This is a genomic window from Halorubrum sp. Ea1 (assembly GCF_002252965.1).
Taxonomy (GTDB): domain Archaea; phylum Halobacteriota; class Halobacteria; order Halobacteriales; family Haloferacaceae; genus Halorubrum.
On record NZ_NHPG01000023.1, the window covers coordinates 17,287 to 43,068 of the forward strand.

27 protein-coding genes are annotated in these 25,782 nt (G+C 70.2%); 13 read left to right on the top strand and 14 right to left on the bottom strand.

The window, feature by feature from the left end:
• The first annotated feature begins 84 nt into the window (after positions 1-84).
• Together DJ73_RS03730 and cysS are read left to right on the top strand one after the other, a co-directional pair.
• On the top strand, positions 85-1,470 hold the full coding sequence (locus DJ73_RS03730; RefSeq protein WP_094557322.1) for a deoxyribodipyrimidine photo-lyase: 1,386 nt from the start codon (positions 85-87) through the stop codon (positions 1,468-1,470).
• Positions 1,471-1,880: 410 nt separating this feature from the next.
• The gene (gene cysS, locus DJ73_RS03735; RefSeq protein ID WP_094557323.1) at positions 1,881-3,389 is read left to right on the top strand and encodes a cysteine--tRNA ligase; all 1,509 of its coding nucleotides are present in this window, start codon (positions 1,881-1,883) and stop codon (positions 3,387-3,389) included.
• A 37-nt stretch (positions 3,390-3,426) separates the two neighbouring features.
• On the opposite strand, the gene DJ73_RS03740 is transcribed toward cysS, so the two are convergent.
• The 6 genes from DJ73_RS03740 to DJ73_RS03765 all read right to left on the bottom strand — a co-directional run bounded on the left by DJ73_RS03740 (position 3,427) and on the right by DJ73_RS03765 (position 6,587).
• Complete coding sequence (locus tag DJ73_RS03740) at positions 3,427-3,708, bottom strand: hypothetical protein (protein WP_094524271.1); 282 nt, start codon at positions 3,706-3,708, stop codon at positions 3,427-3,429.
• A gap of 55 nt (positions 3,709-3,763) precedes the next feature.
• Positions 3,764-4,039 carry a winged helix-turn-helix domain-containing protein gene (locus DJ73_RS03745; protein WP_094524272.1) on the bottom strand — a complete coding sequence of 92 codons (276 nt, stop codon included), beginning with the start codon at positions 4,037-4,039 and terminating at the stop codon, positions 3,764-3,766.
• Between the two features lie 104 nt (positions 4,040-4,143).
• The gene (locus DJ73_RS03750; protein ID WP_094557324.1) at positions 4,144-4,644 is read right to left on the bottom strand and encodes a fasciclin domain-containing protein; all 501 of its coding nucleotides are present in this window, start codon (positions 4,642-4,644) and stop codon (positions 4,144-4,146) included.
• Between the two features lie 171 nt (positions 4,645-4,815).
• The gene (gene pheA / locus DJ73_RS03755; protein WP_094557325.1) at positions 4,816-5,622 is read right to left on the bottom strand and encodes a prephenate dehydratase; all 807 of its coding nucleotides are present in this window, start codon (positions 5,620-5,622) and stop codon (positions 4,816-4,818) included.
• A gap of 76 nt (positions 5,623-5,698) precedes the next feature.
• Positions 5,699-6,034: a hypothetical protein gene (locus DJ73_RS03760; RefSeq protein WP_094524297.1), complete on the bottom strand. Its 336-nt coding sequence runs from the start codon at positions 6,032-6,034 to the stop codon at positions 5,699-5,701.
• Positions 6,035-6,059: 25 nt separating this feature from the next.
• On the bottom strand, positions 6,060-6,587 hold the full coding sequence (locus DJ73_RS03765; RefSeq protein WP_094557326.1) for a hypothetical protein: 528 nt from the start codon (positions 6,585-6,587) through the stop codon (positions 6,060-6,062).
• Between the two features lie 139 nt (positions 6,588-6,726).
• Here DJ73_RS03765 and DJ73_RS03770 point away from each other — a divergent pair, with 139 nt between their 5' ends.
• The 4 genes from DJ73_RS03770 to DJ73_RS03785 all read left to right on the top strand — a co-directional run bounded on the left by DJ73_RS03770 (position 6,727) and on the right by DJ73_RS03785 (position 13,051).
• Positions 6,727-7,596, top strand: coding sequence for a CbiX/SirB N-terminal domain-containing protein (locus tag DJ73_RS03770; protein ID WP_094524276.1), 870 nt, complete (start codon positions 6,727-6,729; stop codon positions 7,594-7,596).
• Positions 7,597-7,598: 2 nt separating this feature from the next.
• The gene (locus DJ73_RS03775) at positions 7,599-8,792 is read left to right on the top strand and encodes a DR2241 family protein (RefSeq protein WP_094557327.1); all 1,194 of its coding nucleotides are present in this window, start codon (positions 7,599-7,601) and stop codon (positions 8,790-8,792) included.
• 93 nt (positions 8,793-8,885) lie between these two features.
• On the top strand, positions 8,886-11,480 hold the full coding sequence (locus tag DJ73_RS03780; RefSeq protein WP_094557328.1) for a DNA topoisomerase: 2,595 nt from the start codon (positions 8,886-8,888) through the stop codon (positions 11,478-11,480).
• Between the two features lie 68 nt (positions 11,481-11,548).
• Positions 11,549-13,051: an ATP-binding protein gene (locus tag DJ73_RS03785; protein WP_094526962.1), complete on the top strand. Its 1,503-nt coding sequence runs from the start codon at positions 11,549-11,551 to the stop codon at positions 13,049-13,051.
• A gap of 28 nt (positions 13,052-13,079) precedes the next feature.
• Here DJ73_RS03785 and DJ73_RS03790 read toward each other — a convergent pair whose 3' ends face one another.
• From DJ73_RS03790 to DJ73_RS03810, 5 genes are all read right to left on the bottom strand, one after another.
• Positions 13,080-13,463, bottom strand: a complete 384-nt coding sequence (locus DJ73_RS03790; protein WP_094557329.1) for a DUF192 domain-containing protein — start codon at positions 13,461-13,463, stop codon at positions 13,080-13,082.
• Between the two features lie 107 nt (positions 13,464-13,570).
• Positions 13,571-13,825, bottom strand: coding sequence for a glutathione S-transferase N-terminal domain-containing protein (locus DJ73_RS03795; RefSeq protein WP_094524281.1), 255 nt, complete (start codon positions 13,823-13,825; stop codon positions 13,571-13,573).
• 74 nt (positions 13,826-13,899) lie between these two features.
• Complete coding sequence (locus tag DJ73_RS03800) at positions 13,900-15,279, bottom strand: NCS2 family permease (RefSeq protein ID WP_094524282.1); 1,380 nt, start codon at positions 15,277-15,279, stop codon at positions 13,900-13,902.
• 225 nt (positions 15,280-15,504) lie between these two features.
• Positions 15,505-16,218 (bottom strand): phosphoribosyltransferase family protein, encoded by a 714-nt coding sequence (locus DJ73_RS03805; protein ID WP_094557330.1) that lies wholly within the window; start codon positions 16,216-16,218, stop codon positions 15,505-15,507.
• Between the two features lie 151 nt (positions 16,219-16,369).
• Entirely contained in the window at positions 16,370-16,828 is a 459-nt protein-coding gene (locus tag DJ73_RS03810) for a hypothetical protein (protein ID WP_094557331.1), read from the bottom strand.
• 126 nt (positions 16,829-16,954) lie between these two features.
• On the opposite strand from DJ73_RS03810, the gene DJ73_RS03815 reads away from it, so the two are divergent.
• Genes DJ73_RS03815 through DJ73_RS03835 form a run of 5 tightly spaced genes read left to right on the top strand, consistent with a single transcriptional unit; the run spans position 16,955 to position 22,912 of the window.
• Positions 16,955-18,592 carry an ABC transporter substrate-binding protein gene (locus DJ73_RS03815; protein WP_094557332.1) on the top strand — a complete coding sequence of 546 codons (1,638 nt, stop codon included), beginning with the start codon at positions 16,955-16,957 and terminating at the stop codon, positions 18,590-18,592.
• 27 nt (positions 18,593-18,619) lie between these two features.
• Positions 18,620-19,612, top strand: a complete 993-nt coding sequence (locus DJ73_RS03820; RefSeq protein WP_094557333.1) for an ABC transporter permease — start codon at positions 18,620-18,622, stop codon at positions 19,610-19,612.
• Positions 19,612-20,631: an ABC transporter permease gene (locus DJ73_RS03825; protein ID WP_094557334.1), complete on the top strand. Its 1,020-nt coding sequence runs from the start codon at positions 19,612-19,614 to the stop codon at positions 20,629-20,631. Before DJ73_RS03820 ends, DJ73_RS03825 begins: the two co-directional genes overlap by 1 nt.
• On the top strand, positions 20,628-21,839 hold the full coding sequence (locus DJ73_RS03830) for an ABC transporter ATP-binding protein (RefSeq protein WP_094557335.1): 1,212 nt from the start codon (positions 20,628-20,630) through the stop codon (positions 21,837-21,839). The genes DJ73_RS03825 and DJ73_RS03830 overlap by 4 nt, the downstream gene beginning before the upstream one ends.
• Positions 21,836-22,912, top strand: a complete 1,077-nt coding sequence (locus DJ73_RS03835) for an ABC transporter ATP-binding protein (RefSeq protein WP_094557336.1) — start codon at positions 21,836-21,838, stop codon at positions 22,910-22,912. Before DJ73_RS03830 ends, DJ73_RS03835 begins: the two co-directional genes overlap by 4 nt.
• Before the next feature lie 140 nt (positions 22,913-23,052).
• Here DJ73_RS03835 and DJ73_RS03840 read toward each other — a convergent pair whose 3' ends face one another.
• The 3 genes from DJ73_RS03840 to npdG all read right to left on the bottom strand — a co-directional run bounded on the left by DJ73_RS03840 (position 23,053) and on the right by npdG (position 25,050).
• Positions 23,053-23,409, bottom strand: coding sequence for a YbjQ family protein (locus tag DJ73_RS03840; RefSeq protein WP_094524290.1), 357 nt, complete (start codon positions 23,407-23,409; stop codon positions 23,053-23,055).
• Positions 23,410-23,481: 72 nt separating this feature from the next.
• Positions 23,482-24,324 carry a polyprenyl synthetase family protein gene (locus tag DJ73_RS03845; RefSeq protein ID WP_094524291.1) on the bottom strand — a complete coding sequence of 281 codons (843 nt, stop codon included), beginning with the start codon at positions 24,322-24,324 and terminating at the stop codon, positions 23,482-23,484.
• A 57-nt stretch (positions 24,325-24,381) separates the two neighbouring features.
• A complete protein-coding gene (gene npdG / locus DJ73_RS03850; protein ID WP_094524292.1) occupies positions 24,382-25,050 on the bottom strand; it encodes an NADPH-dependent F420 reductase in 669 nt (222 codons plus the stop codon).
• Between the two features lie 121 nt (positions 25,051-25,171).
• On the opposite strand from npdG, the gene DJ73_RS03855 reads away from it, so the two are divergent.
• Both DJ73_RS03855 and DJ73_RS20135 read left to right on the top strand, forming a co-directional pair.
• Positions 25,172-25,477 (top strand): MazG nucleotide pyrophosphohydrolase domain-containing protein, encoded by a 306-nt coding sequence (locus tag DJ73_RS03855; RefSeq protein ID WP_094524293.1) that lies wholly within the window; start codon positions 25,172-25,174, stop codon positions 25,475-25,477.
• Positions 25,478-25,525: 48 nt separating this feature from the next.
• Positions 25,526-25,696 (top strand): hypothetical protein, encoded by a 171-nt coding sequence (locus DJ73_RS20135; RefSeq protein ID WP_158217282.1) that lies wholly within the window; start codon positions 25,526-25,528, stop codon positions 25,694-25,696.
• Positions 25,697-25,782 lie beyond the last annotated feature (86 nt).

The window sequence follows — 25,782 nt, forward strand, 5'->3', positions numbered from 1 at the left end:
ATTTCGGGTGGAGCGCGGTCGCGTCCGTCCCGGAACGTCGCTCCCGGCCGAAGGACACTATCCGGTGGAGTCCGTACCGATCCCATGCAGCTGTTCTGGCACCGACGCGACCCGCGAACCGGAGACAACGCCGGGCTCGCGGCGGCCGCGCGGGCGGGGACCGTCGTCCCCGTCTTCGTCTACGACGCCGACCTGTTCGAGACGGTGGGAGCGCGCCAGCGCGCCTTCCTCCTCCGCCACGTGAAGCGGTTGGAGGCTCGTTACCGCGAGCTCGGGAGCGACCTCGTCGTCCGGGCGGGCGACCCCGAAGAGGTCCTCGTCGAGCTCGCCGACGAGCACGGCGCCGAGACGGTCTTCTACAACGAGTACTACCGCCCCGCTCGGCGCAACCGCCAGCGCGCGGTCGAGGACGCCCTCGCTGGCGTCGGAGTCGAGACCGACGCGCGGACCGACGCCGTTCTGGTCGACCCCGCCCGGCTCGAGGAGCGCTACGCGAACCACAGTCGGTTCCACGACGACTGGGCGGCGGTCCCCAAGCCCGGACCGTATCCGGAGCCCGAGTCGGAGTCGTTGGCGGCCGTGCGCGACGGGAAGACGGTCCCCGAACCGGACGCCGACATCGACCTCCCCGAGGCGGGGTACGAGGCCGCCCGCGAGCGGTTCGACGACTTCCTCGACTACGGGATCACGTCGTACAACGACACCCGCGACGACCTCCGGCGCGCCGCGGAGGAGCCCACGCACGCGGTCTCGCGGCTGTCGCCGTACCTCGCGACCGGCGCGATCGGGATCCGCGAGGTGTGGGCGGGCGCGAGCGACGTCTACGAGGCAGTCACCGGCGGCGAGCGCCGCAACGTGGACAAGTACCGCTACGAGCTGTCGTGGCGCGAGCAGATGTACCACCTGCTCTACTACAACCCCGACCTGGCGGTGTCGAACTACAAGTCGTTCCCGAACGAGATCGCGTGGCGCGACGACGACGCCGACTTCGAGGCGTGGGCGCGCGGCGAGACCGGCTACCCGCTCGTCGACGCCGGGATGCGACAGCTGAACGCGGAGGGGTACATCCACAATCGCCCGCGGCAGGTGGTCGCGAGCTTCCTGGCGAAACACCTCCTGATCGACTGGCGGCGCGGAGCGCGCTACTTCACCAAACAGCTGATCGACCACGACTACGCCTCGAACCACGGGGCGTGGCAGTGGACCGCGTCGACGGGCACCGACTCCGTCGACGTCCGCATCTTCGACCCGGTGAGCCAGATGAGCAAGTACGACGACGGCGCCCGCTTCGTGAAGGCGTACGTCCCCGAACTCCGGGACGTGCCCGCCGGGAAGGTCGTCGACTGGCCGACGCTCTCGCACGGCGAACGCGAGGAGCTCGCGCCCGACTACCCGCACCCGATCGTCGACCGGAACGAGGGGTACGAGCGCGCCCAGCGCGTCTTCGAGGAGGCGCTCGGGAAGCGGTGAGAATCGGCTGTGTGTAGCTAGGTGACGCGGTCGGCGCGTGCCGCCGAGCGCCCACCGGGCGCGAGGTGCACGCGCGAGGGAGCCGGACCGGCGGACACGCGCCGGTCCGACGAGGCTGGGGAGGCGTGAGGTGCGGTTGCGGAGCGGGCGAGAGGGACTCAAAAGGGCAGTCGCCGGCGGCGTCGCCGCCGGCCGCTAGAGGCGCGAGCCGTCGCGGCTGGGGCTTTTGGGGCGGTCACCGCGGTGTCACCGATGTATCGGCGAGCGGCTGGGTCGTTGGAGGAGTCCGTTACCGGTCCGGTGTCAGCACCGATTATTTATATACGGGTGTACAAGCCGTCAGAGCGCTCGTCTCCGCACCCTCGACCGATCCGACGGTTTAAAACTCTCACCTTTGCAAGCATTCGTTAATGAGTCTCGTCGTTACCGACACCCTGGCAGACAAGCGCGTCGAGTTCACGGCCGACGGCGATGTCACGCTCTACGTCTGCGGGCTGACGGTGTCGGACGACCCCCACCTTGGACACGCCCGCCTGTGGTTCCACGCCGACGTTCTCCACCGGTGGCTCGATTACCTCGGCTACGACGTGCGTCACGTCGAGAACGTCACCGACGTCAACGAGAAGATCACGGCCCGCGTCGGCGAGCGCGACGAGTGGGCCGCCGAGCGCGACGTGGCCGAGGCGTTCACCGCGACCACCTTCGACGCGATGCGCGGGCTGAACCTCCTGCGCGCGGAGGTGTACCCCCGCGTCACCGAGCACGTCCCCGAGATCCGCGGGCTGGTGGAGACCCTCGTCGGGAAGGGGTACGCCTACGAGTCGAACGGCTCCGTCTACTTCGACGTCACGACGTTCGAGGAGTACGGGAAGCTGTCGAACCAGGACGTCGAGGAACTGGAGGCGCAGGGCGAGCCGGACGAGCGGTCGGAGAAGCGCAACCCCTCGGACTTCGCGCTGTGGAAGGCCGGCGGCGTGAGCGAGACCGCCGCGCGCGAGCACGCGAAGCACGACCACGGCGACGCCGTGCCCGAAGGCGAGACGTGGGAGTCGCCGTGGAGCGAGGGGCGCCCGGGATGGCACGTCGAGTGCTCGGCGATGTCGACGACGCACCTCGGCGACACCCTCGACGTCCACATGGGCGGGCGCGACCTCGTCTTCCCCCATCACGAGAACGAGATCGCGCAGTCCGAGGCGGCGACCGGCGAGACGTTCGCCCGCCACTGGCTCCACGTCGGTCTCCTCGAGATGGAGGGCGAGAAGATGTCCTCCTCGATCGGTAACTTCTGGACCGTCCCGGACGCCTTAGACGAGCTCGGCGTCAACGTGATCCGGACCTTCTACGCCGGCGCCGCCTACCGCTCCGAGCAGGCGCTCACCGAGGAGACGATCGCGGAGGCCGAGGAGCGCTGGGAGCGCCTTTCCCGGACGTACGACCGCGCCGTCGACGCGCTCGACTCGACCGAGGCCCGCGCGACGGCCGAAGACGGCGACCTCCGCGAGGCGGTCGACACGGCCCGCGACGAGTTCGCCGCGGCGATGAACGACGACCTGAACCTTCGGGAGGCGACCGCCGCCCTCCTAGAGCTGACGGACGCCGTGAACCGCCACGTGGACGGAGCGGGCGACAGCGGGACCGACGGAGGCGGCTCGGGAGCGGCCTACGACTACCGCGGGCTCCGCGGGGCGGTCGAGGCGTTCGAGGACCTCGCCGGCGACGTGTTGGGGCTTCAGTTCGAGGCGGAGAGCGACGGCGACGTGGAGCTGGCCGGCGAGCTCGTCGAACTGGTGCTGGACGTGCGCGAGGCCGAGCGGGCGGCCGGCAACTACGAGCGCGCGGACGAGCTCCGGGACGCGCTGCGCGACGTGGGAATCGAGATCGAGGACGGGCCGGACGGGGCGACGTACCGGTTCGAGTAGGGCGGCGGGAACGAGGGCGGAGCGGCCGCCGCCGACGTCAGTCCCAAGTCACGTAGACGAGGAACGCGATCCCGACGAACTCGAGGATCTGGAGGTACATCATCGCCCGGACCGCCGGCGCCGACATCTGCGGCGGGTTGAGGTAGTAGAACAGCGCCAGCACGTTCTCGGCCAGGAGGAAGAGCGCGAACACCGCCGACCCGAGCGTGTGCTTCGAGCGGATCTCGAGGTAGTTGCGTCCCCAGATGCCGATGAGGACGAGCAACAGCAGTACGTTGACCGCGGCGGCGACTCGCGCCACGTCGAGCACCAGGGTCATTCCGCGTCCCCTCCGATTCCTCCGTCGATCGCTTCGTTCCAGATTCGAGTCATACTCACTCCACCTGATCGATGATGTCCTCGACGGTCTCCCAGTGGTTCCGGGTGCGTTCCGTCGGCAGATACACGGCGCCGTAGTCCTGTTCGGTGCTCTCGACCACGTCGTTCTCCTCCAGCACTCCGAGGTGGTGCCTGACGGTCTTGTATGCGAGGTCGAGGTCCTCGGCGAGCTGGTTGGCGTTCCGCGGTCGTTCGTCGAGCGCCCGGAGCAATCGCGCGCGGTTGGGCCCCCCCCGCGTTCCTGCCAGCACCTGCCAGAGCACCGGCTCCATCGAACATACTTATCGGAAGTCGGATATATAAACACACGGATCGCCGTACGAGGTGACGGAAGGGCACGTGACGCCGGCGGGGACCATCGAGCCTCGCGGCCGCGCTACGGCAGCAGCACTCCGTCGATCACGTGGACGAAGCTGTTCGCCGCCTCGATGTTCGTGATGACGATGTCGGCCTGATCGCCGTTGAGGTCGGTGCCGTCGACGTCGACTTTCGCGCCGTTCAGGGTCGGCACTTCGTCCGCGTTGACGATCGAGTTCGCCTTCCGACGGCCGGGCACGACGTGGTAGGTGAGGATGTTGGCTAGCGTCTCGTCGTCGACCTCAGCAAGACTGTCGGCGCCAAGGCTCTCGAGGGCGTCATCGAACGCCGCGTCGGTCGGAGCGAACACGGTCAACTGGCGGTTTCCTCTCAGCGCGCCGGCGAGACCCGCCTTCTTGACCGCGGCGACGAGGACGTCGAAGCCGTCGGCGTCGTCGGCCACGTCGACGATCGTCTTGCCCTCGCTCGGCGGCTTGGCCGCGGCGGTGCCGACGCCGCCGAGCAGTGCCGCTGTTCCCGCGCCGACGCCCCTGAGTACCGTCCGTCTGTTAGCGTTCATGGGATATACCCGTCAGAGAGATCGTTTTAGTATGCAATCAACTATTTGGTGAAAGTAACCGCAATCCCACATCAAAGAGACCCAAATCTCCGTCAGTGTTGCCGGTTTCGATCGGGCGTCGGACCGAGAGCTACGGGCGCGGAACGGGCTCCGCGATCGGACGCTGAGCCGCTACTCCAGCACGTGTTCGGTGTCGTACGATCCCAGCACGCGCACCCACCCGTTGTCGGCGATGGCCTCGATGTCCTCGACGGCGGCCGCCATGTGGTCCTCGTAGAGCCCGGCGTCGACGTCGAAGTGGAACAGGTAGTCGCCGAGGCGCTCACCGCTCGGGCGCGACTCGATCCGAGAGAGGTTGAGGTTGCGGTCGGCGAACGCCTCCAAAAGCTCCAGCAGGAGCCCCGGGTAGTTCGCGTTCGGATAGACGATCAGGGTCGTCTTTCCGCCCGCGTCGGAGCGGGCGGACGCGGGCGCGACGACGAGGAACCGGGTCGCGTTGGAGGTGCGGTCTTGGATGTCCTCCGCGAGGATTTCGAGGTCGTCGCCGGCGTTGTCCGGGTGGCCGATCCCGGCGATGCGGGCGTCCTCGCGGGCGCGCTCGACCCCGCGGGCGGTGGAGGCGACCGCTTCGAGCCCGGCGTCCGGATAGTGCTCTTCCAGCCAGTTGCGGCACTGCGCGAGCGCCTGGGAGTGGCTGGCGACGACCCCGAACTCGGGCTCCTGCGCGAGGAGCGCGTGTCGGATCGGGGTGACGACCTCGCGGGTGACCGCGACGTCGTAGTCGGCCAGCGCGTCGAGGCTCTCCGTGACGGACCCCTCGATGCTGTTCTCGATGGGGACGACTCCGCGCTCGAACTCGCCGGAGGCGACGGCGTCGACGATGGCGGTGACCGACTCGCGGAACGACACCTCGGCGGCGACGGCCCGCGCCGCACGGTGTGAGTACGTGCCGGCGGGACCGAGCGTGACGGCGTTCATCGCCCGTACCTATCAGAGCGCGTTAGAAAAGCGTGCGGGTCGCGCGAACGCCGTCGCACGGCGGTCGGCGGTCCCCCTACGGCAGTCGGAGCCGCCCGGCGTACCGGTGCCAGCCGTCGACCGTCCCGACGTACTCGTACGCGTCGGGGGGCTCGATCCCCCAGGCGCGGAGCCGGTCGTCGACGCCGTCCGCGTACGTCGCGAGGAACGACCCCCGGTCCCGGAGCGTCGGCGGCGTCCGCGTGTGCTCGGTCTCGAACCGGCAGCGCGCCGTCCGCCCGTCGTCGAGCGTCGTGATCCGGAGCCGGAGGTCCGAGCGGAGCCGCTCGCTGACCGGCGCGGGGTCGCCGCGGAGGTGTCCCTCGCCGAACGCGTCGAGCGCGGCGAGCGCCTCGTCCGGAACGTGGTTCACGTCTGCCCTCGCGGCCGCAGACACCTCACTCGTTCGGCACCGCCGAGAGCGCCGCCTCGACCACCCGGACCGCGGTCGCGCCGTCGCGCCGTCCCACGACGACGGCGAGCGCGCCCCCGGCGACCCCCGCGGCCGCGACGTCGACGTCGACGGCGTCGAGGCGGCGGATGGCGGTCGCGAGCGCTCGGGCGTCGACGTCCCCGGTCGCGAGGATGGCCGTGTCGCGCCCCTCGGGGACGACCGCCGCACCGCCGGCACTGAGGAGGGGATCGGTGCCGGCGTCGGTGTCTCGCTCCCCCTCGACCACTCCGACCCCGCTCCGCATCGACACGCTCGCCGAGCGCTCGGCGGTCGCGTACGCCGGGAGGTCCTCCCGGAATCGGCGGAGCGCGGTCGCGATCGCGTCGGTGTCGGCGTCGCCGTCGCCGCCGAGGTCGGCCTCGTCGGCGAGCCACGCGGCGGCGGCGCTGTGGTTCAACACGCCGGCGCGGAGCGCGTCGAGGACGAACGGGCGGGCCCGGGCCGCTTCGCGGGTGTCGGCTGCCAGCGACATGGTCGGGAGTGCGGCGCGGGCCGGCATGGCGATTTCGGTCGGGCTCGGGGAGCGCCCCTCGGCTGAACGCGGCGCCGTCGCGTTCCCGTTGCGCCGCACGTGCCGAAGTCCCTAAGAGCGGCGCGCCCCCAGCGTGTGTATGCAGTCGCTCGTCATCGTCGCACACGGCTCGCACCTCAATCCGGAGTCGAGCGCGCCGACGTACGACCACGCGGACACCATCCGCGCCACCGGCGCGTTCGACGAGGTGAAGACCGGCTTCTGGAAGGAGGAACCGCACTTCCGGGAGGTGCTCCGCACCGTCGAAGGCGACGAGATCTACGTCGTCCCGCTGTTCGTCTCGGAGGGGTACTTCACCGAGCAGGTGATCCCGCGCGAGCTCCGGCTCGACGGCTGGGACGTCGCCGAGTGGGACTCGGACGGCCTCTCGGCCGATCAGGCCACGCTCGTCGCCGAGGACATCGACCGGGAGGTCCACTACTGCGGCCCGGTGGGGACGCACCGCGCGATGACCGACGTGATCGTCCGGCGCGCGGAGTCGGTCACCGGCGATCCCGACGTGGGCGACGACTTCGGGCTCGCCGTCGTCGGCCACGGCACCGAGCGCAACGAGAACTCGGCGAAGGCGATCGAGTACCACGCCGACCGGATCGCCGAGCGCGACCGCTTCGACGAGGTGCGCGCGCTGTACATGGACGAGGACCCCGAGGTCGACGACCTCCCCGAGTTCTTCGAGAGCGACGACGTCGTCCTCGTCCCGCTGTTCATCGCCGACGGCTACCACACCCAGGAGGACATCCCGGAGGACGTCGGGCTCTGCGAGGACTACACGGAGGGGTACGACGTGCCGACCGAGGTGGACGGCACCCGGATCTGGTACGCCGGCGCCGTCGGCACCGAGCCCCTGATGGCCGACGTCGTCTTGGAGCGCGCGGCCGACGCGGGCGCCGACCTCGGTGCCGCGCTCGACGACGTGCGCGAGACCACCCGCGTCGCCACGGGGGACTGACGATGTCCGAACCCGCCGAGGAGTCGGCGGACTCCGGGGCCGCCCCCGAGCCTCCCGACATCGACCTCCCGAGCGACGCCTTCGACGCGGTGCTCGACGCGCTCAGCGACCACACCCCGGGCGACCCGCTCCGGTTCGAGGGGTTCAGCGTCGCGCCCGACCTGCGCGGCGACATCGACGAGGACCGGTACGTCCTCGCCGACGGCGACCGCCGCACCGGGCTGACGGAGGGCGAACTCCACGAGGCGCTCGCCGAGCGCGCCCCCGCGGTCACGGACTGGTACGCCTTCGAGCGCGTCGTCGGCGAGTTCGGCCCCCGTCGAGCGTTCCTGCGCTGGCTGGAGGACGCCGACGGCGCGACGGTGGCGACCCGGTACGCCGCGCTCGCGGAGGGGGTCGAGCGCGTGTGGGGGGAGCTGCGGATTACGGCCACTCTCACCGACCGCGGCGAGCGCCGGTACGACGTGCGCCACGCCGACGACGCCGGCGTCTCGGTCGACGAGCTCGACGCCCACGAGGACCCGCTCGACGCCCGCGACCTCGTCAGGTACGACGAGCAGGGGCGCTACCGTCCCCTCAAGACCGCGCCGTCGCTCGCGGGCGGGTGGGTCTTCCCCGAGCTCGGTCCGCGGGACGCCTACGAGGCGGTCGAGACGATCTACCCCGCGACGGTCGCCAACTGGCACCGCGAGCGCGAGGGCGAGCTCGACGTGAACCACTGGCGCGAGACGATGGCGCGGCAGTCCGGCATCTACGGCGTCGTGAAGACGTGGGACCGCGGCGAGGGGTACGAGCACGTCAACTGGGTCGCGGAGGCGTGCTGCGACGACTCGCAGTGCCTGAAGCGCCGGGAGTGGGAGTACGACGACGAGACCGACCTCGACGTCGACGGCGGCGACGGTGCCTTCCCCTGCCGCGAGCCCTGCTCGGTCGTCGTCTCGGCCGCGCGTAAGTGGACGCGGCTGGAGAGCGAGCAGCCCCGGACCTACGAGTTCGAGCTGACGCCGAGCGAGAAGGAGCAGGTGGAGGAGATCATCGACGCTGTCGCCGACGGCCGGATCGACGAGATCCGGGAGGCCGATACGAAGGAGGGCGCGAACCGCTACCGGACGCGCTTCCTCCGCGCCAAGCTGTTCGACGGGGACGGGAACCTCGCCGGCGTGCCGACCGAGCCGGACGAGAACGACGAGGAGTAGAACGCCCGGTCGTCGCGCGCACAGTCGCGCGTGCGGGCGATCTTAGGTTGCATCACGAAACCTTTAGACGGGAGAGCGGCGTATCCCGGTGCAATGAGTCGCGGCCCCGAGCTGATAATTACGGAGAAGGACAACGCGGCGCGCCGCATCGCCGACATCCTGAGCGGCGAGTCCGCGACGACGGAGCGGAAAAACGACGTCAACGTGTACAAGTGGGGCGGCAAGCGCTGTATCGGCCTCTCGGGCCACGTCGTCGGGGTCGACTTCCCGGCCGAGTACAACGACTGGCGCGACGTCGAGCCGGTCGAGCTCATCGACGCGCCGGTCACCAAGGAGCCGACCCAAGAGGGGATCGTCGCCGCGCTCCGTACGCTGGCGCGGAACGCCTCTCGTGTCGTCATCGCGACCGACTACGACCGAGAGGGCGAGCTGATAGGAAAGGAGGCGTACGAGCTGGTGCGCGAGGTCAACGAGGACGCCCCTATCGATCGGGTCCGATTCTCCTCGATCACCGACAACGAGGTCACCGAGGCGTTCGCGAACCCCGACGAGCTCGACTTCGACCTCGCCGCCGCCGGCGAGGCCCGCCAGGTGATCGACCTCACGTGGGGCGCGGCGCTCACCCGCTTCCTCTCGCTGTCCGCCCGCCAGCTCGGCGACGACTTCATCTCGGTCGGCCGGGTGCAGGGGCCGACTCTCAAGCTCATCGTCGACCGCGAGCGCGAGATCCAGGCGTTCGATCCCGAGTCGTACTGGGAGCTGTACGGGAAGCTGACGAAGTCCGGCGGCGACCCGTTCGAGGCGCGCTACTTCTACCTGAACGACGAGGGCAACGAGGCCCAGCGCGTCTGGGACGGCGACGTCGCGGAGGTGCTCACCGAGGCCCTGGCGGCGGCCGACGAGGCCGTCGTCGACGACGTGCGCCGCCGGACTCGGACCGACGAGCCGCCAACCCCGTTCAACACCACGGCGTTCATCCGGGCGGCGGGCTCGCTCGGCCACTCCGCCCAGCGCACCATGTCGCTCGCGGAGGACCTGTACACCGCCGGCTACGTCACCTACCCGCGGACGGACAACACGGTGTACCCCGAGGACCTGGAGCCCCGCGAGCTGATCGAGGAGCTCTCGGCCGCCTCGACGTTCGGGAAAGACGCGAAGTCCCTCCTCGACCAGGAGGAGATCGAGCCCACCGAGGGAGACGAGGAGACGACCGACCACCCGCCGATCCACCCGACCGGCGAGCTCCCGTCGGCGTCGGACCTCTCGGAGGACGAGTGGGAGGTGTACGAGCTTATCGTCCGCCGCTTCCTCGCGACCTGCGCCGAGCCCGCGACGTGGGAGCGGCTCCGCGTCGTCGCGCTCGCGAACGGCGAGGCGACCGCGGTCGCCGAGGGCGCTGACGGACGGGCCGCCCTCCGGAACCCGGCGGACGCCGACGGTCCCGCCGACCTCGCCGCCGACGGCGGGCTCCGGCTCAAGGCGAACGGGAAGCGCCTGCTGGAAGCGGGGTACCACGAGGTCTACCCGTACCGCTCCAGCGACGAGCGAATCGTCCCCGACGTCGAGGTCGGCGAGAGGCTCGCGCTCGACGGCCGCCGCACGGACGCGAAGGAGACCCAGCCGCCCCGCCGGTACGGCCAGTCGCGGCTCATCGAGGAGATGGAGAAGCGCGGCGTCGGCACGAAGGCGACCCGCCACCGCACCCTCGAGAAGCTGTACGACCGCAACTACATCGAGAGCGACCCGCCGCGGCCGACCCGGCTCGCGGAGGCGGTCGTCGAGGCGGCCGAGGAGTTCGCGGAGCACATCGTCAGCGAGGAGATGACCGCCCAACTGGAGCGGGACATGCAGGCGATCGCGGCCGGCGAGAAGGGGTACGACGAGGTGACCGAGGCGTCCCGCGAGCTGCTCGACCGCGTGTTCGACGACCTCACCGAGTCCCGCGACGCGGTCGGCGACCACCTGCAGAAGTCGCTGAAGGCGGACAAGACGCTCGGCCCCTGTCCCGAGTGCGGCGCGGACCTCCTCGTCCGGAAGTCCCGACAGGGCTCGTACTTCGTGGGCTGTGACGGCTACCCCGACTGCGAGCACACCCTCCCGCTCCCCTCCACCGGGAAGCCGCTCATCCTCGACGAGACCTGCGAGGCGCACGACCTCCGGCACGTGAAGATGCTCGCGGGCCGGAAGACGTTCGTCCACGGGTGCCCGCAGTGTAAGGCCGACGAGGCCGACGATCAAGAGGACGAGGTGATCGGTGCGTGTCCGGAGTGCGGTGAGACGCACGGGGGAGAGTTGGCCATCAAACGCCTCCGCTCCGGCTCCCGGCTCGTCGGCTGCACGCGCTACCCCGACTGCGACTACTCGCTGCCGCTCCCCCGCCGCGGCGAGATCGAGGTCACCGACGAGCGCTGCGAGGAACACGACCTCCCGCACCTCCGGGTCCACTCCGGCGACGAGCCGTGGGAGCTCGGCTGTCCGATCTGTAACTACCGCGAGTTCACCGCCCGCCAGGAGGGCTCGGAGCTCCAGACGGTCGAGGGGATCGGCGAGAAGACGGCCGAGAAGCTGCAGAACGTCGGCGTCGACGGCGTCGACGATCTCAAATCCGCCGACCCGGACGATCTCGCCGCCGACGTCGACGGCGTCGGCGCCGACACCGTTCGGGACTGGCAGGCGAAGGCGGACTGACGCTCCCGGCGTCTCCGACTTTCCGACCCACAGACACATAAGCGCGGGACGCGTCAGTCGCGCTACGTATGGGTCGCGACAGCGACGCTGACGGGGACGCGGACGGCGGCCTCTCGGCCGGCGAGAGAGACCGCGCCGCCGATGAGGGGTCGCTGAGCGCGCCCGGCGGCGAGGCGGTCCCGCGCGTCCTCCGCTCGTTCGTCGACGCGATCCCGACGCCGGCGCTCGCGTGCGATCCGGGGAGCCTCGCGATCCGCGCGGCGAACCCGCCGGCGGCCGATCTGCTCGACCGCGACCGCGGCACGCTGACGCTGATGGGGCTCGACGACCTCGGCGAAGCGGCGGCGACCGTCGCCGGCGACCCGATCGGCGCGGCCGTCCGCGCCCCGCCCGACGGCGACGGCGTCACCCGCTTCGAGTGGACCGTCGCGAGCGCGCCGATGCGGCGCCTCGAACTGGCCGTCCGCGCCGCCACGGTCGCCGACCGCGAGTGGTTGATCGTCGGTCTGACCGACGTCACCGACCGGGTCACCGCCGAGGAACGCCTCCGGTCGCAGCTCCGAGTCACCGACGCGGTCGCCGCGACGGTTCCGGTCGCCCTGTTCCAGTGCACCGAGCGCGGCACCCTCTCGCGGTGGAACGACCGGCTCGCCGCGGACGCCGGCTACGAGGACGAGCGGCTCTCCGGGACCGCGTTGACGTCGCTGTTCGACGACGAGAGCCACGACGCCGTCGCCGCTGCGCTCCAGTCCGTCTACCGCGAGGCCGAGAACGCCGAGTGCGAGGCGACGCTCGTCACCCGTTCGGGCGAGCGCGTCCCGTACCGGCTCTCGCTCGGCCCGGTCACCGACGGCGACGAGGTCGTCGGCGCGGTCGGGGTCGGCGAGGACGTCACCGAGGCGTCCCTCCGAGAGGAGCGGCTCGCCGTGTTGACTCGGGTGCTCCGCCACAACTTCCGGAACGACCTCAACGTCGTCACGGGGTTCACGCAGCGGGCGATCGGCGAGGTCGAGGACCCGACGCTCGCCGCGGAGCTCGAGCGCGTCGTCGACACCGCGGAGCGGCTGCTGCGCGTCGGCGAGACCTCGCGGCGGGTCGAGCGGCTGCTCGCCGACCGGCCCACTCCCCGGCCGACGGACCTCGCGGACGAGGTCGAGGAGGCGCTGGTGACGGTTCCGTCGGAGCTCCGCGACCGCGCCGACATCGAGGTGGACGTCCCGGAGGGGATCACGGTGTCGGCGGTCGGCTACCTCGCCGAGGCGATCGCGGAGCTCGTCGACAACGCGATCCGACACGGCGACGCGGACCGCCCCTCGGTGACCGTTACTGCCGCCGAGCTCCCCAGCGAGTCGTGGACGTCGCTGGTCGTCGCCGACGACGGTCCGGGGATCCCGCCCGTCGAGCGCGCGGTGCTCACCGGCGAGGAGACGCCGCTGGAGCACGCCAGCGGGCTCGGACTCTGGTACGTGAACTGGATCGTCAGCGCCGGCGGCGGGGGCTTCGACATCGGCGAGAGCAAGGCCGGCGGCACGCGGATCGAGATGGAGCTCCGCACGGTCGACGGGGAGTGAGTCGGACGCGCCCGAGCCGTCGCTCCGGTCACTCGACGAGCCGGACCTCGTCGCCGACGGCGACGTCGGCGGCGGCGCCCGCGGGGAGCTCGGCGACCGTGTCGGCCCGCCCCCGGCCCAGTCCGACGAACGGGGCGAGCCGCTTCCGCTTTCGCACCTCGCCGTCGACGAGCCACAGCGCGTCGATCGCGAACGGGACGAACAGCATGTGGAGCCACTGCGCGTCGGCCTCCTCGAAGGGGAAGACGAGCGCGTAGCCGTCGGGGACGGCGCGCCTGAACATCAGTCCGCGGCCCTGTTCGAGCGTCGACCGGGCGACGTCGACGTCGTCGGCGAGGACGGTCGACTTCCGGTCGTCGGCGTCGGGCCCCGCGTCGCCGTCGGACTCCGCGCTGCGGTGGACGAGTCGCACGCTCCGGACGTGGCGACCGTCGGATAAATAGCCTCGCGATCGCGACCGCGAACCGCCGGCGCGACCGTCGATCGCCGCCGCTGACGGTCAGGAACTGCTCCGCCGGATCAGCTCGCGCTTCCGTACGTCTCCTCGAGGTACTCGACGATGTCGTCGCTCTCGGACATGCCCTCGATCCCGTTCGCCTCGTCGACGAGGACGGGCACGCCGGTCTGCCCGCTCAGCTCCTCGACCTCCGTGCGCTCGGAGTGCGAGCGCGGCACCATCACCGACTCGTACTCCACGTCCAGCTCGGCGAGCTTCGTCTTCACCTTCGCGCAGTAGGGACATCCCTCCAGTTCGTAGAGCGTCAGATTTGCCATCACCATCGGTAGGGCGTAGACGCGTAAAGAAGTACGGTGGGCGGTGCGCGCCGCGCGCACGGGCGGCGGTCGGGCTACAGGACGACGCCGCGCGTCTGCAGGACGTAGTAGACGACGAGCAGCGCCGCGATGACGTACTGGCCGAGCGCGACCTCGTCGTACTCGCCGACGGCGACCTTGATAAGCGGGTAGGCGACGATACCGGCTGCCAGCCCGTCGGCGATCGAGTAGGCGAACGGCATCACGGTGACCGTGAGCCCCGCGGAGACGGCCCACGCCGGGTCCGACCAGTCCACCTCGACGAGCCCCTGCAGCATCATCACGCCGACGACGATGAGCGCGATGAAGGAGGCGTACTCCGGGATGGCCGCGACGACGGGGATCACCGCGAGCGAGGCGACGAACAGCAGCGCGATTACCAGCGCCGTCAGGCCGGTGCGACCGCCCTCCTCGACGCCGGTCGACGACTCGATGTACGTCGTCACCGTGGAGGTGCCGAGCACCGCGCCGGCGGTCGTCCCCACCGCGTCGGCCATCAGCGGCTTGTCCATGTCGGGGAGGTCGCCGTCTTCGTCGAGGAAGTCGCCGAACTGCGAGACGCCGATGAGCGTCCCGGCGGTGTCGAAGAAGTCGACGAAGAAGAACGTGAACACGACGAGACCGAACGTGAGCGGGTCGACCCCGGAGAGCCCGTCGACGAACGCCCCCGCGAGCGGCGAGATGTCGTACTGTGCGCTCGGGAGCGTCTCCGGCGTGATCGTGCCGCGGTCGAAGAACCCGGCGAGCGTGAGCCCCCAGCCGACGACGGAGGTCGTCAGGATGCCGATCACGATCGAGCCCGTGACGCCGCGCGCCCAGAGGCCGAAGGTGAACACGAGCCCGAGGATCCCCAAGATCGCCCACGGGTTGCCGAAGATGCCGCCGAGCGTGACGAGCGTCGCGTCGTCGGGGACGACGATCTGGAGCTCCTGGAAGCCGATGAACAGGAGGAAGAGGCCGATACCGGCGCCGACCGAGCGCTTCACCGGCTCGGGGAACAGCCGGATGACGTACTCGCGCGCGCCGACCGCGGTGAGCAGCATAAAGAGGATCCCTTCGACGAACACCGCGGCGAGGGCCGTCTGCCACGGGATCCCCAAGCCGAGCACGACGGTGAACGCGAAGAAGGCGTTGAGTCCCAGCCCCGGCGCGAGCCCGAACGGACGGTTGGCGTACAGCGCCATCACCAGCGTCGCGAGCGCGGACGAGAGGATCGTCGCGATGGCGATCATCTGGACCACCTCGAAGAACTCGTAGCCGGGGATCTGGATCGCCTCGGCGAGGATGAACGGGTTCACGACGATGATGTACGACATCGCGAGGAAGGTGGTGAGCCCCGCGACCAGCTCCGTACGGACGTCGGAGTCGTGCGCCTCCACGTCGAACCGCGCAGCCAGCGTATCTGTAAGCCCCATTGAACGGATGTGTCTACTTTCGTATCGGATGATAAGCCTTGCTGAACGAGCGCGGAGAATACACATACACGTGTATTAATACGCCGCTTTAGGCGTCAATAATCTAAAGAAAATGCGCGAACGTGTTTACTCCCCTTCTCTGAGCGCGACCGCCGACCCGCGCGAGCGACTCCCCGCGGGTCGCGAACGCGCCGACCGGCGCGTCACCCGACGGCCGCCGGCGGGTTACTCGAACGTCGTCAGCGCGCCGACCGGCGCGTCCGTGATCGCTCGCGCGCGCTCCATCCCCTCGTCGCCGACGGCGATGAGGGTGAAGACGCCGGTGACGTCGGCGTCGGCCTGGAGGGCGATGTCGAGGAGGAGCTCCTGGGTCTCTCCCGACCGGATCAGGTCGTCGACGACGAGCACGGTGTCGCCGGCGTCGACCGCGCTCGCGGGGAGGTAGTAGGTGAGTTCGATGCCGGAGGCGAGCCGCTGGCGCGACTCGATGAACTCCTCGACGGCGGTCTCCTTCGACTTCTTGGCGTACGCGAGGCGGGCGTCGAAGAAGGAGGCCATCGCCGCGCCGAGAGTGATCCCGTCGGTGGCGGCGGTGAGGACGACGTCCGGCGACTCGAACGAGAACGTCTCCGCGGCCACGGGCGCGACCAGGTCGAGGAACGACTGGTCGAAGACGACGCCGGAGTTGTCGACGTACCCCTCCTCGTCGAACTCGACGCGGGCGATCAGCTCGTCGGCGAGCGCGTCGCGGCCCACCGCCTCGACGACCTCGCTCGCTCGGTCGGCGCCGGGCAACACGTGGCCGTTCACGTACCGGTTCAGGTCGCCGGAGGGGAGCCCGGTCACCTCGGAGAGCTCCTCGTACGTTCGCGTCTCCTTCAACATCCGCAACACGGCGACCGCCTGCAGCTGGAGGGCCGCCTTCTCTGCTCGGTTCATGCAGATGATCGTGATCGCACAAGTATGAATACGTCGAAGTGTTCTCCGGAGGAGATACACATGTGTGTGCGTGACATGGCGGTCGGTCCACGGATCCGTCGCCGGGAGGTCTCGGCCCACGGATCCGCGGTCGCGTCGAGAGAGGCCGGGCTCAGGCGTCGGTCGTCGCGTCGAAGAAGACGGCGGGATCGCTCACGTCGATCTCGACGACGTCCCGGTCGTCGAGGGGGCGGAGCCGGACCGTGAACGCGCCGGCCGCGTCGGCGCCCGCCCTGAGCGACTCCAGCTCGGCGGCGCCGAGGTACGTCGGCACGCAGACGGCGACCTCGGCGTCGCGGTCCTCCGCGACGACGAGGCGGTACTCGACGCCTCCGGCCGCGGCGGCGTACACCCGAACCGCGTCGACGTCGGCGTCGCCCACGACCGCGCTCGTCTCCTCGAACTCCGAGCCGGGGAGCAGCACGTCGACCCGCGCCGCGTCGGCGACCGGGTTCACGTCGCCGGGGTGGGCGGCGACCGCCGTCCAGCCCCGGTCGCGGTACTCCGTCGCCGTCGCGTCGCTGTCGGCGACCACGTCTCCCCAGCGCTCGCCCGGATCGGTCCGTCGCATGTCCTCGTGGACCCGGCGGAATCGTAAATAGTTGTCCAGTCGCCGTGACAGAAACCGCGAGACGTGACGGCTGACGGGGGCGTTCGCGTCGTTAGGTTCATAACGTTGCCTCGTATGTGCTATGCTATGAGTTCTGACAACGACGATCAGCTCAACAGGCGGACGATGCTCACGTACGCCGGCACCGCGGCCGCGGTCGGCCTCGCCGGCTGCTCCGGAAACGGCGGCGACGGTTCGGACGGTTCGGACGGGTCCGACGGCGACGACGGCACGGACGGTTCCGACGGCTCGGACGGGTCCGACGGCGACGACGGCGGAGACGACGCCTTCGAGATCGGCGTCACCATGGGCCAGATGGACTCCGGACTCGACCCGCAGGACCACGCGGAGACGAACACGGAGATCATCGTCGGGCAGGTGTACGAGGGCCTGCTCGACCGCGACAAGGAGGGCGGGATCATCGAAGGGCTCGCCACCGACTGGGAGCGCACGGATGACGGCAGCGTCCGGTTCGTGCTCCGCGACGGGGTCGCGTTCCACAACGGCGACCCGCTGACGTCCGAGGACGTCAGGTTCAGCATTCGGCGGATCGTCGACGACGACGTCGGCATCGCCAGCCCGCAGAAGAACGACCTCGGTTCGGTCAGCGAGGTCGTCGCCGGCGACGGCGAGGTGACCGTGAGCTTCGAGGGCTTCAACCCGATCGCCTTCCAGCTGTTCGCGACGAACGGCGAGATCGTGCAGCAGTCGTGGATCGAGGAGAACGACGGCAACTTCATCAACCGGAACACGAACGGCACCGGCCCGTTCGTCGTCACCGAGTACGACTCCGGCAACGAGGTCGCCTACGAGCCGAACGACGACTACTGGGGCGGCGACGTCCCGGTCGACGCGCTCACGATGAGCGCCTCCAGCGAGTCGAGCACGCGCGTGAACCGCCTCCTCGCGGAGGAGACGGACATCGTGACGAACGTGCCGCCGCAGGAGGTCTCGCGCGTCGAGAGCTCCGACGTCGCCGGGATCAACTCCGTGCCGAGCGCGCGGATCATCTTCCTGCAGATGCGCTACGACGTCGAGCCGTTCTCCAGCCAGCAGTTCCGACAGGCGATGAACCACGCGGTCGACGTCGAGAGCATCATCGAGAACGTCCTCAACGGCTTCGGGAACATCACCGGCCAGCCCACCCTCGAGGGCCACGTCGGTCACAACCCCGACATCGAGCCGTACCCGTACGACCCCGAGGAGGCGGAGCGGCTGGTCGACGAGTCCGGCCACGCCGGCGTCGAGATCACGCTGCAGACGCCCATCGGGCGCTACCTCGGCGACGTCGAGATCGCGCAGGCCGCGGCGAACCAGATCGACTCGCTGTCGAACGTCTCCTGTAGCCTCGAACAGCGCGAGTTCTCCTCGCTCGTCCAAGACATCACGACGGGGAACATCGAGGACAAGCCGCACTTCAACCTGCTCGGCTGGGGGAACGGCGAGTTCGACGGGAGCCAGACCATCACGCCGCTCATGACCACGGAGGGCGCGCTCACGATCCTCGAAAACGAGGAGCTCGACCAGCTCATGGTCGACGCGGAGAGCACCGAGGACCCCGACGAGCGCGTCGAGATCCTCCAGGAGGCGAACCAGCTCGCCCACGACCTCGCCCCGTGGGTGTTCCTCCACCAGCAGTTCAGCGTCTACGGCGTCTCCAGCGACATCTCGTGGGAGCCGCGGGCCGACGAGTTCATCGACCCCGACACGGCCACCCGACAGTAACGCCAGACGACCGTCCCGAACTCATCAATGTCATTTGGGAGATTCGTACTCAAAAGAAGCCTCCAGGGACTCGGCGTCGTCTGGGGAGTCGTCACCGTCGTGTTCGCGCTCCGCTTCGTCACCCCCGGGAGCGCGATCAACGCCGTCGCACCGCTCGACGCGAGCCAGGAGACGCGACAGGCGATCGCCGCCGAGCTCGGCTTAGACCAGCCGCTCTACGTCCAGTACGGACAGTACATCTTCGACCTCCTCCGCGGCGATATGGGGTTCTCGTACATCCGCGGGCAGGAGGTCGTCGGGCTCGTGTTCGCGCGGCTGCCGGCGACGGTCGAGCTCGCGCTCGCCGCGAGCGTCGTCGCCATCGCCCTGTCGATCCCGCTCGGCGTGCTCAGCGCGACCCGGCGCAACCAGCCGGTCGACTACGGCGCGACGCTGTTCTCGCTCGGCGGGATCAGCACGCCGAACTTCTGGCTGGGAATCATGCTTATCCTGATCTTCGCGGTGGAGTTCGACGTGTTCAACACCAGCGGCCGCGGCGTCGACGTCGGCGACGTGGCGCTGTCGGTGATCGGGTCGGAGCCGTTCGTCGGCACGCTGCTCGCGTGGCTCGCGTACATCACGCTCCCCGCGATCGCCCTGGGGACGTACTTCATGGCGCTGATCACGCGGCTCACCCGCTCCGGAATGTTAGACGAGCTCGGTAAGGGGTACGTGCAGGCCGCGCGGGCGAAGGGACTCCCGAACACGCTGGTCCGCTACAAACACGCGCTCCGGAACACGCTCATCCCGGTGATCACGGTGCTCGGCCTCCAGCTCGGCACGCTGATCGGCGGCGCGGTCATCACCGAGGCGGTGTTCTCGTGGCCGGGGCTCGGCACCCTCGTCATCGACAGCATCAACCGCCGCGACTGGCCGGTGTTACAGGGGAGTCTCATCGTCATCGGCACCAGCTTCGTCCTCGTGAACGTCCTCGTCGACGCCGTCTACGCGTATCTCGACCCCCAAGTGGTGAACGACTGATGGTTTCCGCACGTGTCATCCGCAATCTCAAGAAGGAGTTCAGGAACAGCGCGCTCGCGAAGATCGGCCTGCTGCTCGTGGTCGGTATCCTGTTTACCGCCGCGTTCGCGCCCTTTATCGCGCCTCACGACCCGACCGAACAGCAGCTCAACCAGAGCGAGCTCCCGCCGCTCGGCTTCAGCGAGACCACCGAGCGGACGACCTCGCAGATGGTCGAGGGGGAGATCCAGACCGTGACCGAGACCGTCGAGATCACCCCCGACGCGGCGCACCCGCTCGGCACCGACAGCCTCGGGCGAGACATGCTCTCGCGGATCATCTACGGCGCCCGGACGTCGCTGGTCGTCGGCGTGCTCGGGACGCTTCTGGCGGCGTTCGTCGGCGTTCCAGTGGGGCTGTTCGCGGGCTATCACCGCGGGAACGTCGACGACGTCCTGATGCGGATCGCCGACGTCAGCCTCGCGTTCCCGTCGCTCGTGTTGGCCGTCGCGCTCATCGGGCTGTGGGGGCGGGCCACGATCAACGTCCCCGACCCGTTCGTCGTCGCCGGCCTCGCGCCGGAGATGCCGGAGAGCTTCGTGCTCCCGATAACCGTGGTGATCGTCGTCGGGCTCGTCAACTGGGTGTGGTTCGCCCGCGTCGCCCGCGGGGAGGCGCTCTCCCTGCGGAGTCAGGAGTACGTCAAGGCGTCCCGCGCGCTCGGAGCCGACGACACCTCGATCATCTGGAACCACGTCCTCCCGAACGCGATCACGCCGATCATCGTCCTCGCGACGGTGCAGGTGGCGGCGATCATCCTCCTGGAGAGCTCCCTGTCGTTCCTCGGCTTCTCGGGGACGACGCTCTCGTGGGGCTTCGACATCGCGCAGGGGCGCGACTACATCTCGTCGGGCCAGTGGTGGATCGCGTCGCTGCCAGGCCTCGCGATCATGTTCTCCGTGATCGGGATCAACCTCCTCGGCGACTGGCTCCGCGACTCGCTCGACCCGGGCATCGAGGGCGAAGGGGGTGCCGCATGAGCCAGGGCGTGCGGCCCGACCCCGCGCTGCGGAGCGACGACGTGCTCTCGGTGTCGGACCTCTCGACCCGCTTCTTCACCGAGGAGGGACAGATCAACGCGGTCGAGTCGGTCTCGTTCGACCTCCGCGACAACGAGATCCTCGGGATCGTCGGCGAGTCGGGCTCCGGGAAGTCGGTGACCGCGCTGTCGCTCATCGACCTCGTCGAGTCGCCCGGTCGGATCACCGAGGGAGAGGTGTGGTACCGGAACCCCGACCTCGCGGAGGAGTTCCGGGCGAACGACGCGGTCGGCGTCGACGGCGACCACGTCGACCTCCGGACCGTCCCGCCGCGCGTCCGGCGGTCGCTCCGCGGCCCGTCGTTCAGCACCATCTTCCAGGACCCGATGAGCAGCTTCAACCCCTCGATCACGGTCGGCGAGCAGATCGCCGAGGCGGTGGAGGTACAGCGGCGCGCGAAGGCGAACCCGCGGTCGACCCGCTCGCGGACCCAGGGGTACGGGCTCGGCCAGTACCTCCTCGACGGTATCGTCCCCGGCCGCGGCTACACCAGCGACGAGAGCGTCGACCGGGCGATCGAGCTGCTCGAACAGGTCGGGATCCCCGACCCGGCGGAGCGCGTCGACGAGTACCCCGGCGAGTTCTCCGGCGGGATGCTCCAGCGCGCGATGATCGCGCAGGCGCTGGCCGGCGAGCCCGACGTGCTCATCGCCGACGAGCCGACGACCGCGCTCGACGTCACGATCCAGGCGCAGATCCTCAACCTCCTGCGGGAGGTCCAGGCGGACCGCGGGATGAGCATCGTGCTCATCACGCACGACCTCGGCGTCATCGCGGAGATGTGCGACCGGGTCTGCGTGATGTACGCGGGCGAGGTGGTTGAGCGCGGGACGCTCGACGCGGTGTTCGACGACTCGGTCCACCCGTACACCGAGGGGCTGCTCGGCTCGATCCCCGACTTGGAGGACCCGCGCCCGCGGCTCCAACCGATCGAGGGGAACGTTCCCGGGCTGATCGCTTCCGAGATGGACGACCGGTGTTACTTCGCCGACCGCTGCCCGAAGGCGATGGAGTCGTGTCTGGAGAAGCCCGCCGAGCGCGTCGTGGACGCCGACGCCGAACACGGCGCCAAGTGCGTGCTCGCGGACCGCCCGTACGACCCGAGCGAGGCGCTTCCGGAGGACCACTTCGGGGGTGACGCGGAATGAGCGACGCCGATGGGCCCGCCGACGCCGCCGACCCCCTCCTCTCCGTCGAGGGGCTCCGGAAGTACTACGCGGACGAGCAGTCGCTCCTCGACCGGCTCCTCGGCGCGGACGAGGAGAGCGTGAAGGCCGTCGACGGCGTCTCCTTCGAGGTCGCCGAGGGCGAGACGCTCGGCCTCGTCGGCGAGTCCGGCTGCGGCAAGTCGACCACGGGCGAGACCGTGCTCCGCCTGCGCGAGGCCACCGACGGCCGGATCTCGTTCGACGGGGCGGACCTGCTGGAGATGACCGACGCGGAGCTGACGGCGTTCCGCAGGCGCGCGCAGATCGTCTTCCAGGACCCGTTCTCCAGCCTCGACCCGCGCATGACCGCCGGCGACATCATCACCGAGGGGCTCCGGATCCACGGCGTCGCGGACCGGGCGGAGCGGCGCGAGACCGCCCTCGACCTGCTCGAACGCGTCGGGCTGTCGGCCGACCAGATCGACCGCTACCCGCACGAGTTCTCGGGCGGCCAGCGCCAGCGGATCGGGATCGCGCGGGCGCTCGCGGTCGACCCGGAGTTCATCGTGCTCGACGAGCCCGTCTCGGCGCTCGACGTGAGCGTGCAGGCGCAGATCCTCAACCTGCTCGACGACCTCCAGGACGACTTCGGTCTCACCTACCTCTTCATCGCGCACAACCTCAGCGTCGTCCGTCACATCTGCGACCGCGTCGCCGTGATGTACCTCGGCGAGATCGTCGAGACCGGGCCGGTCGACGAGATCTTCGCGGACCCGGCGCACCCGTACACGGAGGCGCTGCTGTCCAGCGTCCCCCGGGTGACGACCGAGGAGCGGGACGGCGACTTCGAGACGCTCCACGGCGACGTGCCGTCGCCGCGGAACCCCCCCGCGGGCTGTCGGTTCCACACCCGCTGTCCCGAGGCGCGGGCGGCCTGCCGCGAGTCGTCGCCGCCGGCGTACGACGTCGGCGCTCGGCGCTCGGCGACGTGCTTCCGCGCCGACGAGGACCACTCCTACTGGGAGAGCGAGCCGATCGAGGAGAACGCCCGGACCGCGGGCGACGACGACTGAGCGGACCCGACCCGGCCGCGGGGCTCGGCGGTCGCGTCGCGACACAGGGACGCTCGCCGGGGACCGCCCACGTCGCACGAAGTTCGATTCAGACCGAAACCCGACTTCGGAGCGCGGTCGCTCGTTCGACGAACGACCGCTCAGGCGAGCCTGACGGCCGTCCCGTACGCGATCACTTCCGAGGCGCCCTGCGTCACCTCGGACGTCTCCATCCGGACGTTCACGACGGCGTCGGCGCCCATCTCGATCGCGTCCGCCTCCATCCGCTCGATCGCTTGATCCCGGGCGTCCGCGAGCAGCGTCGAGTAGGCCTTGAGCTCACCGCCGGCGAGGTTCCGGATCCCCTGCGTGATGTCTCGGCCCACGTTCCGCGCTCGCACGGTGTTGCCGCGGGCGATACCCAGCACCTCCGCGATCTCGCGGCCGGCGACGGTTTCGGTGGTGACGGTCGCGACGAGCGACTGCTCCGGGTCGGACGAGACTACTGTCGAAGACATAATCGCCCCGTATACGTCGTCTGAGGAGATAAACCGACGGTGACGCGTGCGGCCTCGTCGCGTGGTCGCCGTCTACCGCTCCCGCACGACGACGAACTCCGCGAGGTCGCGGAGGTACTCGATCGCCTCCGTCTCGGGCGGGTCGGCGTCGTCGAGCGCGGCCAGGGCGAGCTCCGACTGCTCGCGGGCCCGCTCGTCGATCTCCTCGGGGGACAGCGAGGTGACCTGCACCACCGAGGGCCGGTCCATCTCCGCGTCCTGTCCCGTCGGCTTGCCGAGCTCGTCGGCGTCGGCGGTCGCATCGAGCACGTCGTCGCGCATCTGGAACGCGATGCCGACGCGCTCGGCGTACTCGCCGAAGGAGTCGATCGCGTGGGGGTCGGCGCCGCCGGCGACCGCGCCGAGCTCGGCGGCGGCCCGGAACAGCGCGCCGGTCTTCCGACGGGCGAGCTCCATGTACTCCGCCTCCGTCGTCGGGCGGTCGGCGAGCTCGGTCGCCTCGCCCTCGCCGAGCTCGACCATCGCCTCGGCGACGGTCCGCATCGCGCGCGGCTCCGCGGAGAACAGCCCGAACGCCTCGCCAAGCAGGCCGTCGCTGGCGACGATCGCCGGGCCGTATCCGAACTCCGCCCACGCGGAGGGGGTGCCGCGTCGGACCTCCGAGCGGTCGATGATGTCGTCGATCACGAGCGACGCGTTGTGGACGAACTCGATTCCGGCCGCGAAGTCGACGGCGTCCTCGGGGTCCCCGTCGAACGCCTCGCAGGCGAGGATCGTCACCGCCGGGCGGACCCGCTTGCCGCCGGCGAGGACGACGTGGCCGACCTCGTCGGACAGCTCGTCGGGCTCGACCTCGTCGATGACGGCCTCCAGCCGGTCCTCGACCAGCGCGACCCGGCGCTCCAGGTACTCCATCTATTGCCCGGACGGGCCGGCCGCGCAAAGGCCTAACGGAACGGCGGCCGCGGGCGACTACGTGAATCGAACGCCGAGGTCGTGGAGCCCGTCGTTGTTGCTCGCGACGTTGATAAGCAACGGGGTGAGCCCCTCGATCTCGGGCGCGTTGGCGATCCCGCCGGCGTCGAGCGCGCGGAGTCCCTCGATTCCCTCCGCGACGTCCGCGACCGTTCGCTTCGCGTCCTCGTCGTCGCCGATCACGAGCGTGTCGATCCCGAGGTCGGCGTCGAGGTTCGCGAGCCGGGCGGCCGCGAGGTTGTGGAACGCGCCGACGACGGCGACGCCCTCCGGCGCGGCGTCCGCCGCGATCCGCGCCACCGAGCCCGCGCCGGGCTTGTGGTAGTGGAACCCCTCGTCGTCGCGTTTCATCCCCGTCGCCGGCGAGACGAGGACGTCGCCGTCGTCCAACTCGTCCGCGACGGCCTCGACCGTGTCGCCGATGTGGTACGGCGGCACCGCGAGGACGACGATCGCGGCCGCGGCGGCGGCCGCCGCGTTCTCGGCGCCCTCGACCGCCGCGTCGAGGCCGCGGCTCTCCAGTTCGGTGGTGTACTCCTCGGCCTTGGTCTCCGCCTTCTCCGCCTCCCGCGAGCCGATCGAGACGCGGTGAGGGGTGTCGGCCGCCAGCCGGAGCGCGAGCCCCTCGCCGATGTCGCCGGTACCGCCGAGTATCGCGATCTTCATACGGTCTGTGGGGCCGCTCGCGTCTTATGGGTTCCGTGACCGGCCGTCCTCGCCACCGTTCGGATCGGGGACCGCCGTTCGGATCGGGAGCTTCTTTTCCGGCCGCGCGGAGGCGACGCTCATGGACGAGCAGGACCGCGTCGCCGCGTTCGTCGCCGAGCACGGGCTGGAGACCGACCTCGCGTACCGCGTCCTCGACTTGGAGAGCGAGGTCGGCGAGGTCGCGAAGGAGGTCGCGACCTCGACCGACTACGGGAGCGACCCGGACGCCGCCGCGATCGCGAGCGACGAGCTCGGCGACGCGCTGTTCGCGCTGCTGGCGCTCGCCGAGACCGCCGACGTCGACGCCGGCGACGCGCTCGCCGAGTCGCTGGCGAAGTACGAGCGACGGCTCGACGCGTCCGCCGACGCGGGGTCCGGTCGGTAGGGGCGGACTCGGGCGTCGGTTCAAGTGGGCCGGCCCCCTACCACCGTCATGGCCGACACTCCGTCGCTCGCGCTCCGCTACGTCGCCTGCGACGCCTGCGAGACGGTGTTCGCGCTGCCCGACGACCCCGAAGAGCCGGACGCCTGCGGGCGGTGCGGCGCCTCACCCCTCCGCGAGCTTCGGGGCGTCCGGGGGCCGGACGCTTACTTCGCGCCTTGATCCCGGCTCACATCGGGTCGCGTCAGCGGCTCACAGCAGGTCGTCCACGTCTGCTTCGCCGTCCGCGATCGCCCGCAGTTCCTCGT

Coding starts and splice junctions, on each gene's coding strand:
- DJ73_RS03825 (WP_094557334.1), top strand. CDS start 19,612: ATGGTTTCCGCACGTGTCATCCGCAATCTCAAGAAGGAGTTCAGGAAC.
- DJ73_RS03775 (WP_094557327.1), top strand. CDS start 7,599: ATGTCCGAACCCGCCGAGGAGTCGGCGGACTCCGGGGCCGCCCCCGAG.
- DJ73_RS03780 (WP_094557328.1), top strand. CDS start 8,886: ATGAGTCGCGGCCCCGAGCTGATAATTACGGAGAAGGACAACGCGGCG.
- DJ73_RS03750 (WP_094557324.1), bottom strand. CDS start 4,644: ATGAACGCTAACAGACGGACGGTACTCAGGGGCGTCGGCGCGGGAACA.
- DJ73_RS03800 (WP_094524282.1), bottom strand. CDS start 15,279: ATGGGGCTTACAGATACGCTGGCTGCGCGGTTCGACGTGGAGGCGCAC.
- DJ73_RS03740 (WP_094524271.1), bottom strand. CDS start 3,708: ATGACCCTGGTGCTCGACGTGGCGCGAGTCGCCGCCGCGGTCAACGTA.
- DJ73_RS03765 (WP_094557326.1), bottom strand. CDS start 6,587: ATGTCGCTGGCAGCCGACACCCGCGAAGCGGCCCGGGCCCGCCCGTTC.
- cysS (WP_094557323.1), top strand. CDS start 1,881: ATGAGTCTCGTCGTTACCGACACCCTGGCAGACAAGCGCGTCGAGTTC.
- DJ73_RS03805 (WP_094557330.1), bottom strand. CDS start 16,218: ATGAACCGAGCAGAGAAGGCGGCCCTCCAGCTGCAGGCGGTCGCCGTG.
- DJ73_RS03820 (WP_094557333.1), top strand. CDS start 18,620: ATGTCATTTGGGAGATTCGTACTCAAAAGAAGCCTCCAGGGACTCGGC.
- DJ73_RS03795 (WP_094524281.1), bottom strand. CDS start 13,825: ATGGCAAATCTGACGCTCTACGAACTGGAGGGATGTCCCTACTGCGCG.
- DJ73_RS03730 (WP_094557322.1), top strand. CDS start 85: ATGCAGCTGTTCTGGCACCGACGCGACCCGCGAACCGGAGACAACGCC.
- DJ73_RS03785 (WP_094526962.1), top strand. CDS start 11,549: ATGGGTCGCGACAGCGACGCTGACGGGGACGCGGACGGCGGCCTCTCG.
- DJ73_RS03745 (WP_094524272.1), bottom strand. CDS start 4,039: ATGGAGCCGGTGCTCTGGCAGGTGCTGGCAGGAACGCGGGGGGGGCCC.
- DJ73_RS03835 (WP_094557336.1), top strand. CDS start 21,836: ATGAGCGACGCCGATGGGCCCGCCGACGCCGCCGACCCCCTCCTCTCC.
- DJ73_RS03855 (WP_094524293.1), top strand. CDS start 25,172: ATGGACGAGCAGGACCGCGTCGCCGCGTTCGTCGCCGAGCACGGGCTG.
- DJ73_RS03815 (WP_094557332.1), top strand. CDS start 16,955: ATGAGTTCTGACAACGACGATCAGCTCAACAGGCGGACGATGCTCACG.
- DJ73_RS03830 (WP_094557335.1), top strand. CDS start 20,628: ATGAGCCAGGGCGTGCGGCCCGACCCCGCGCTGCGGAGCGACGACGTG.
- DJ73_RS03845 (WP_094524291.1), bottom strand. CDS start 24,324: ATGGAGTACCTGGAGCGCCGGGTCGCGCTGGTCGAGGACCGGCTGGAG.
- DJ73_RS03810 (WP_094557331.1), bottom strand. CDS start 16,828: ATGCGACGGACCGATCCGGGCGAGCGCTGGGGAGACGTGGTCGCCGAC.
- DJ73_RS03840 (WP_094524290.1), bottom strand. CDS start 23,409: ATGTCTTCGACAGTAGTCTCGTCCGACCCGGAGCAGTCGCTCGTCGCG.
- pheA (WP_094557325.1), bottom strand. CDS start 5,622: ATGAACGCCGTCACGCTCGGTCCCGCCGGCACGTACTCACACCGTGCG.
- npdG (WP_094524292.1), bottom strand. CDS start 25,050: ATGAAGATCGCGATACTCGGCGGTACCGGCGACATCGGCGAGGGGCTC.
- DJ73_RS03770 (WP_094524276.1), top strand. CDS start 6,727: ATGCAGTCGCTCGTCATCGTCGCACACGGCTCGCACCTCAATCCGGAG.
- DJ73_RS20135 (WP_158217282.1), top strand. CDS start 25,526: ATGGCCGACACTCCGTCGCTCGCGCTCCGCTACGTCGCCTGCGACGCC.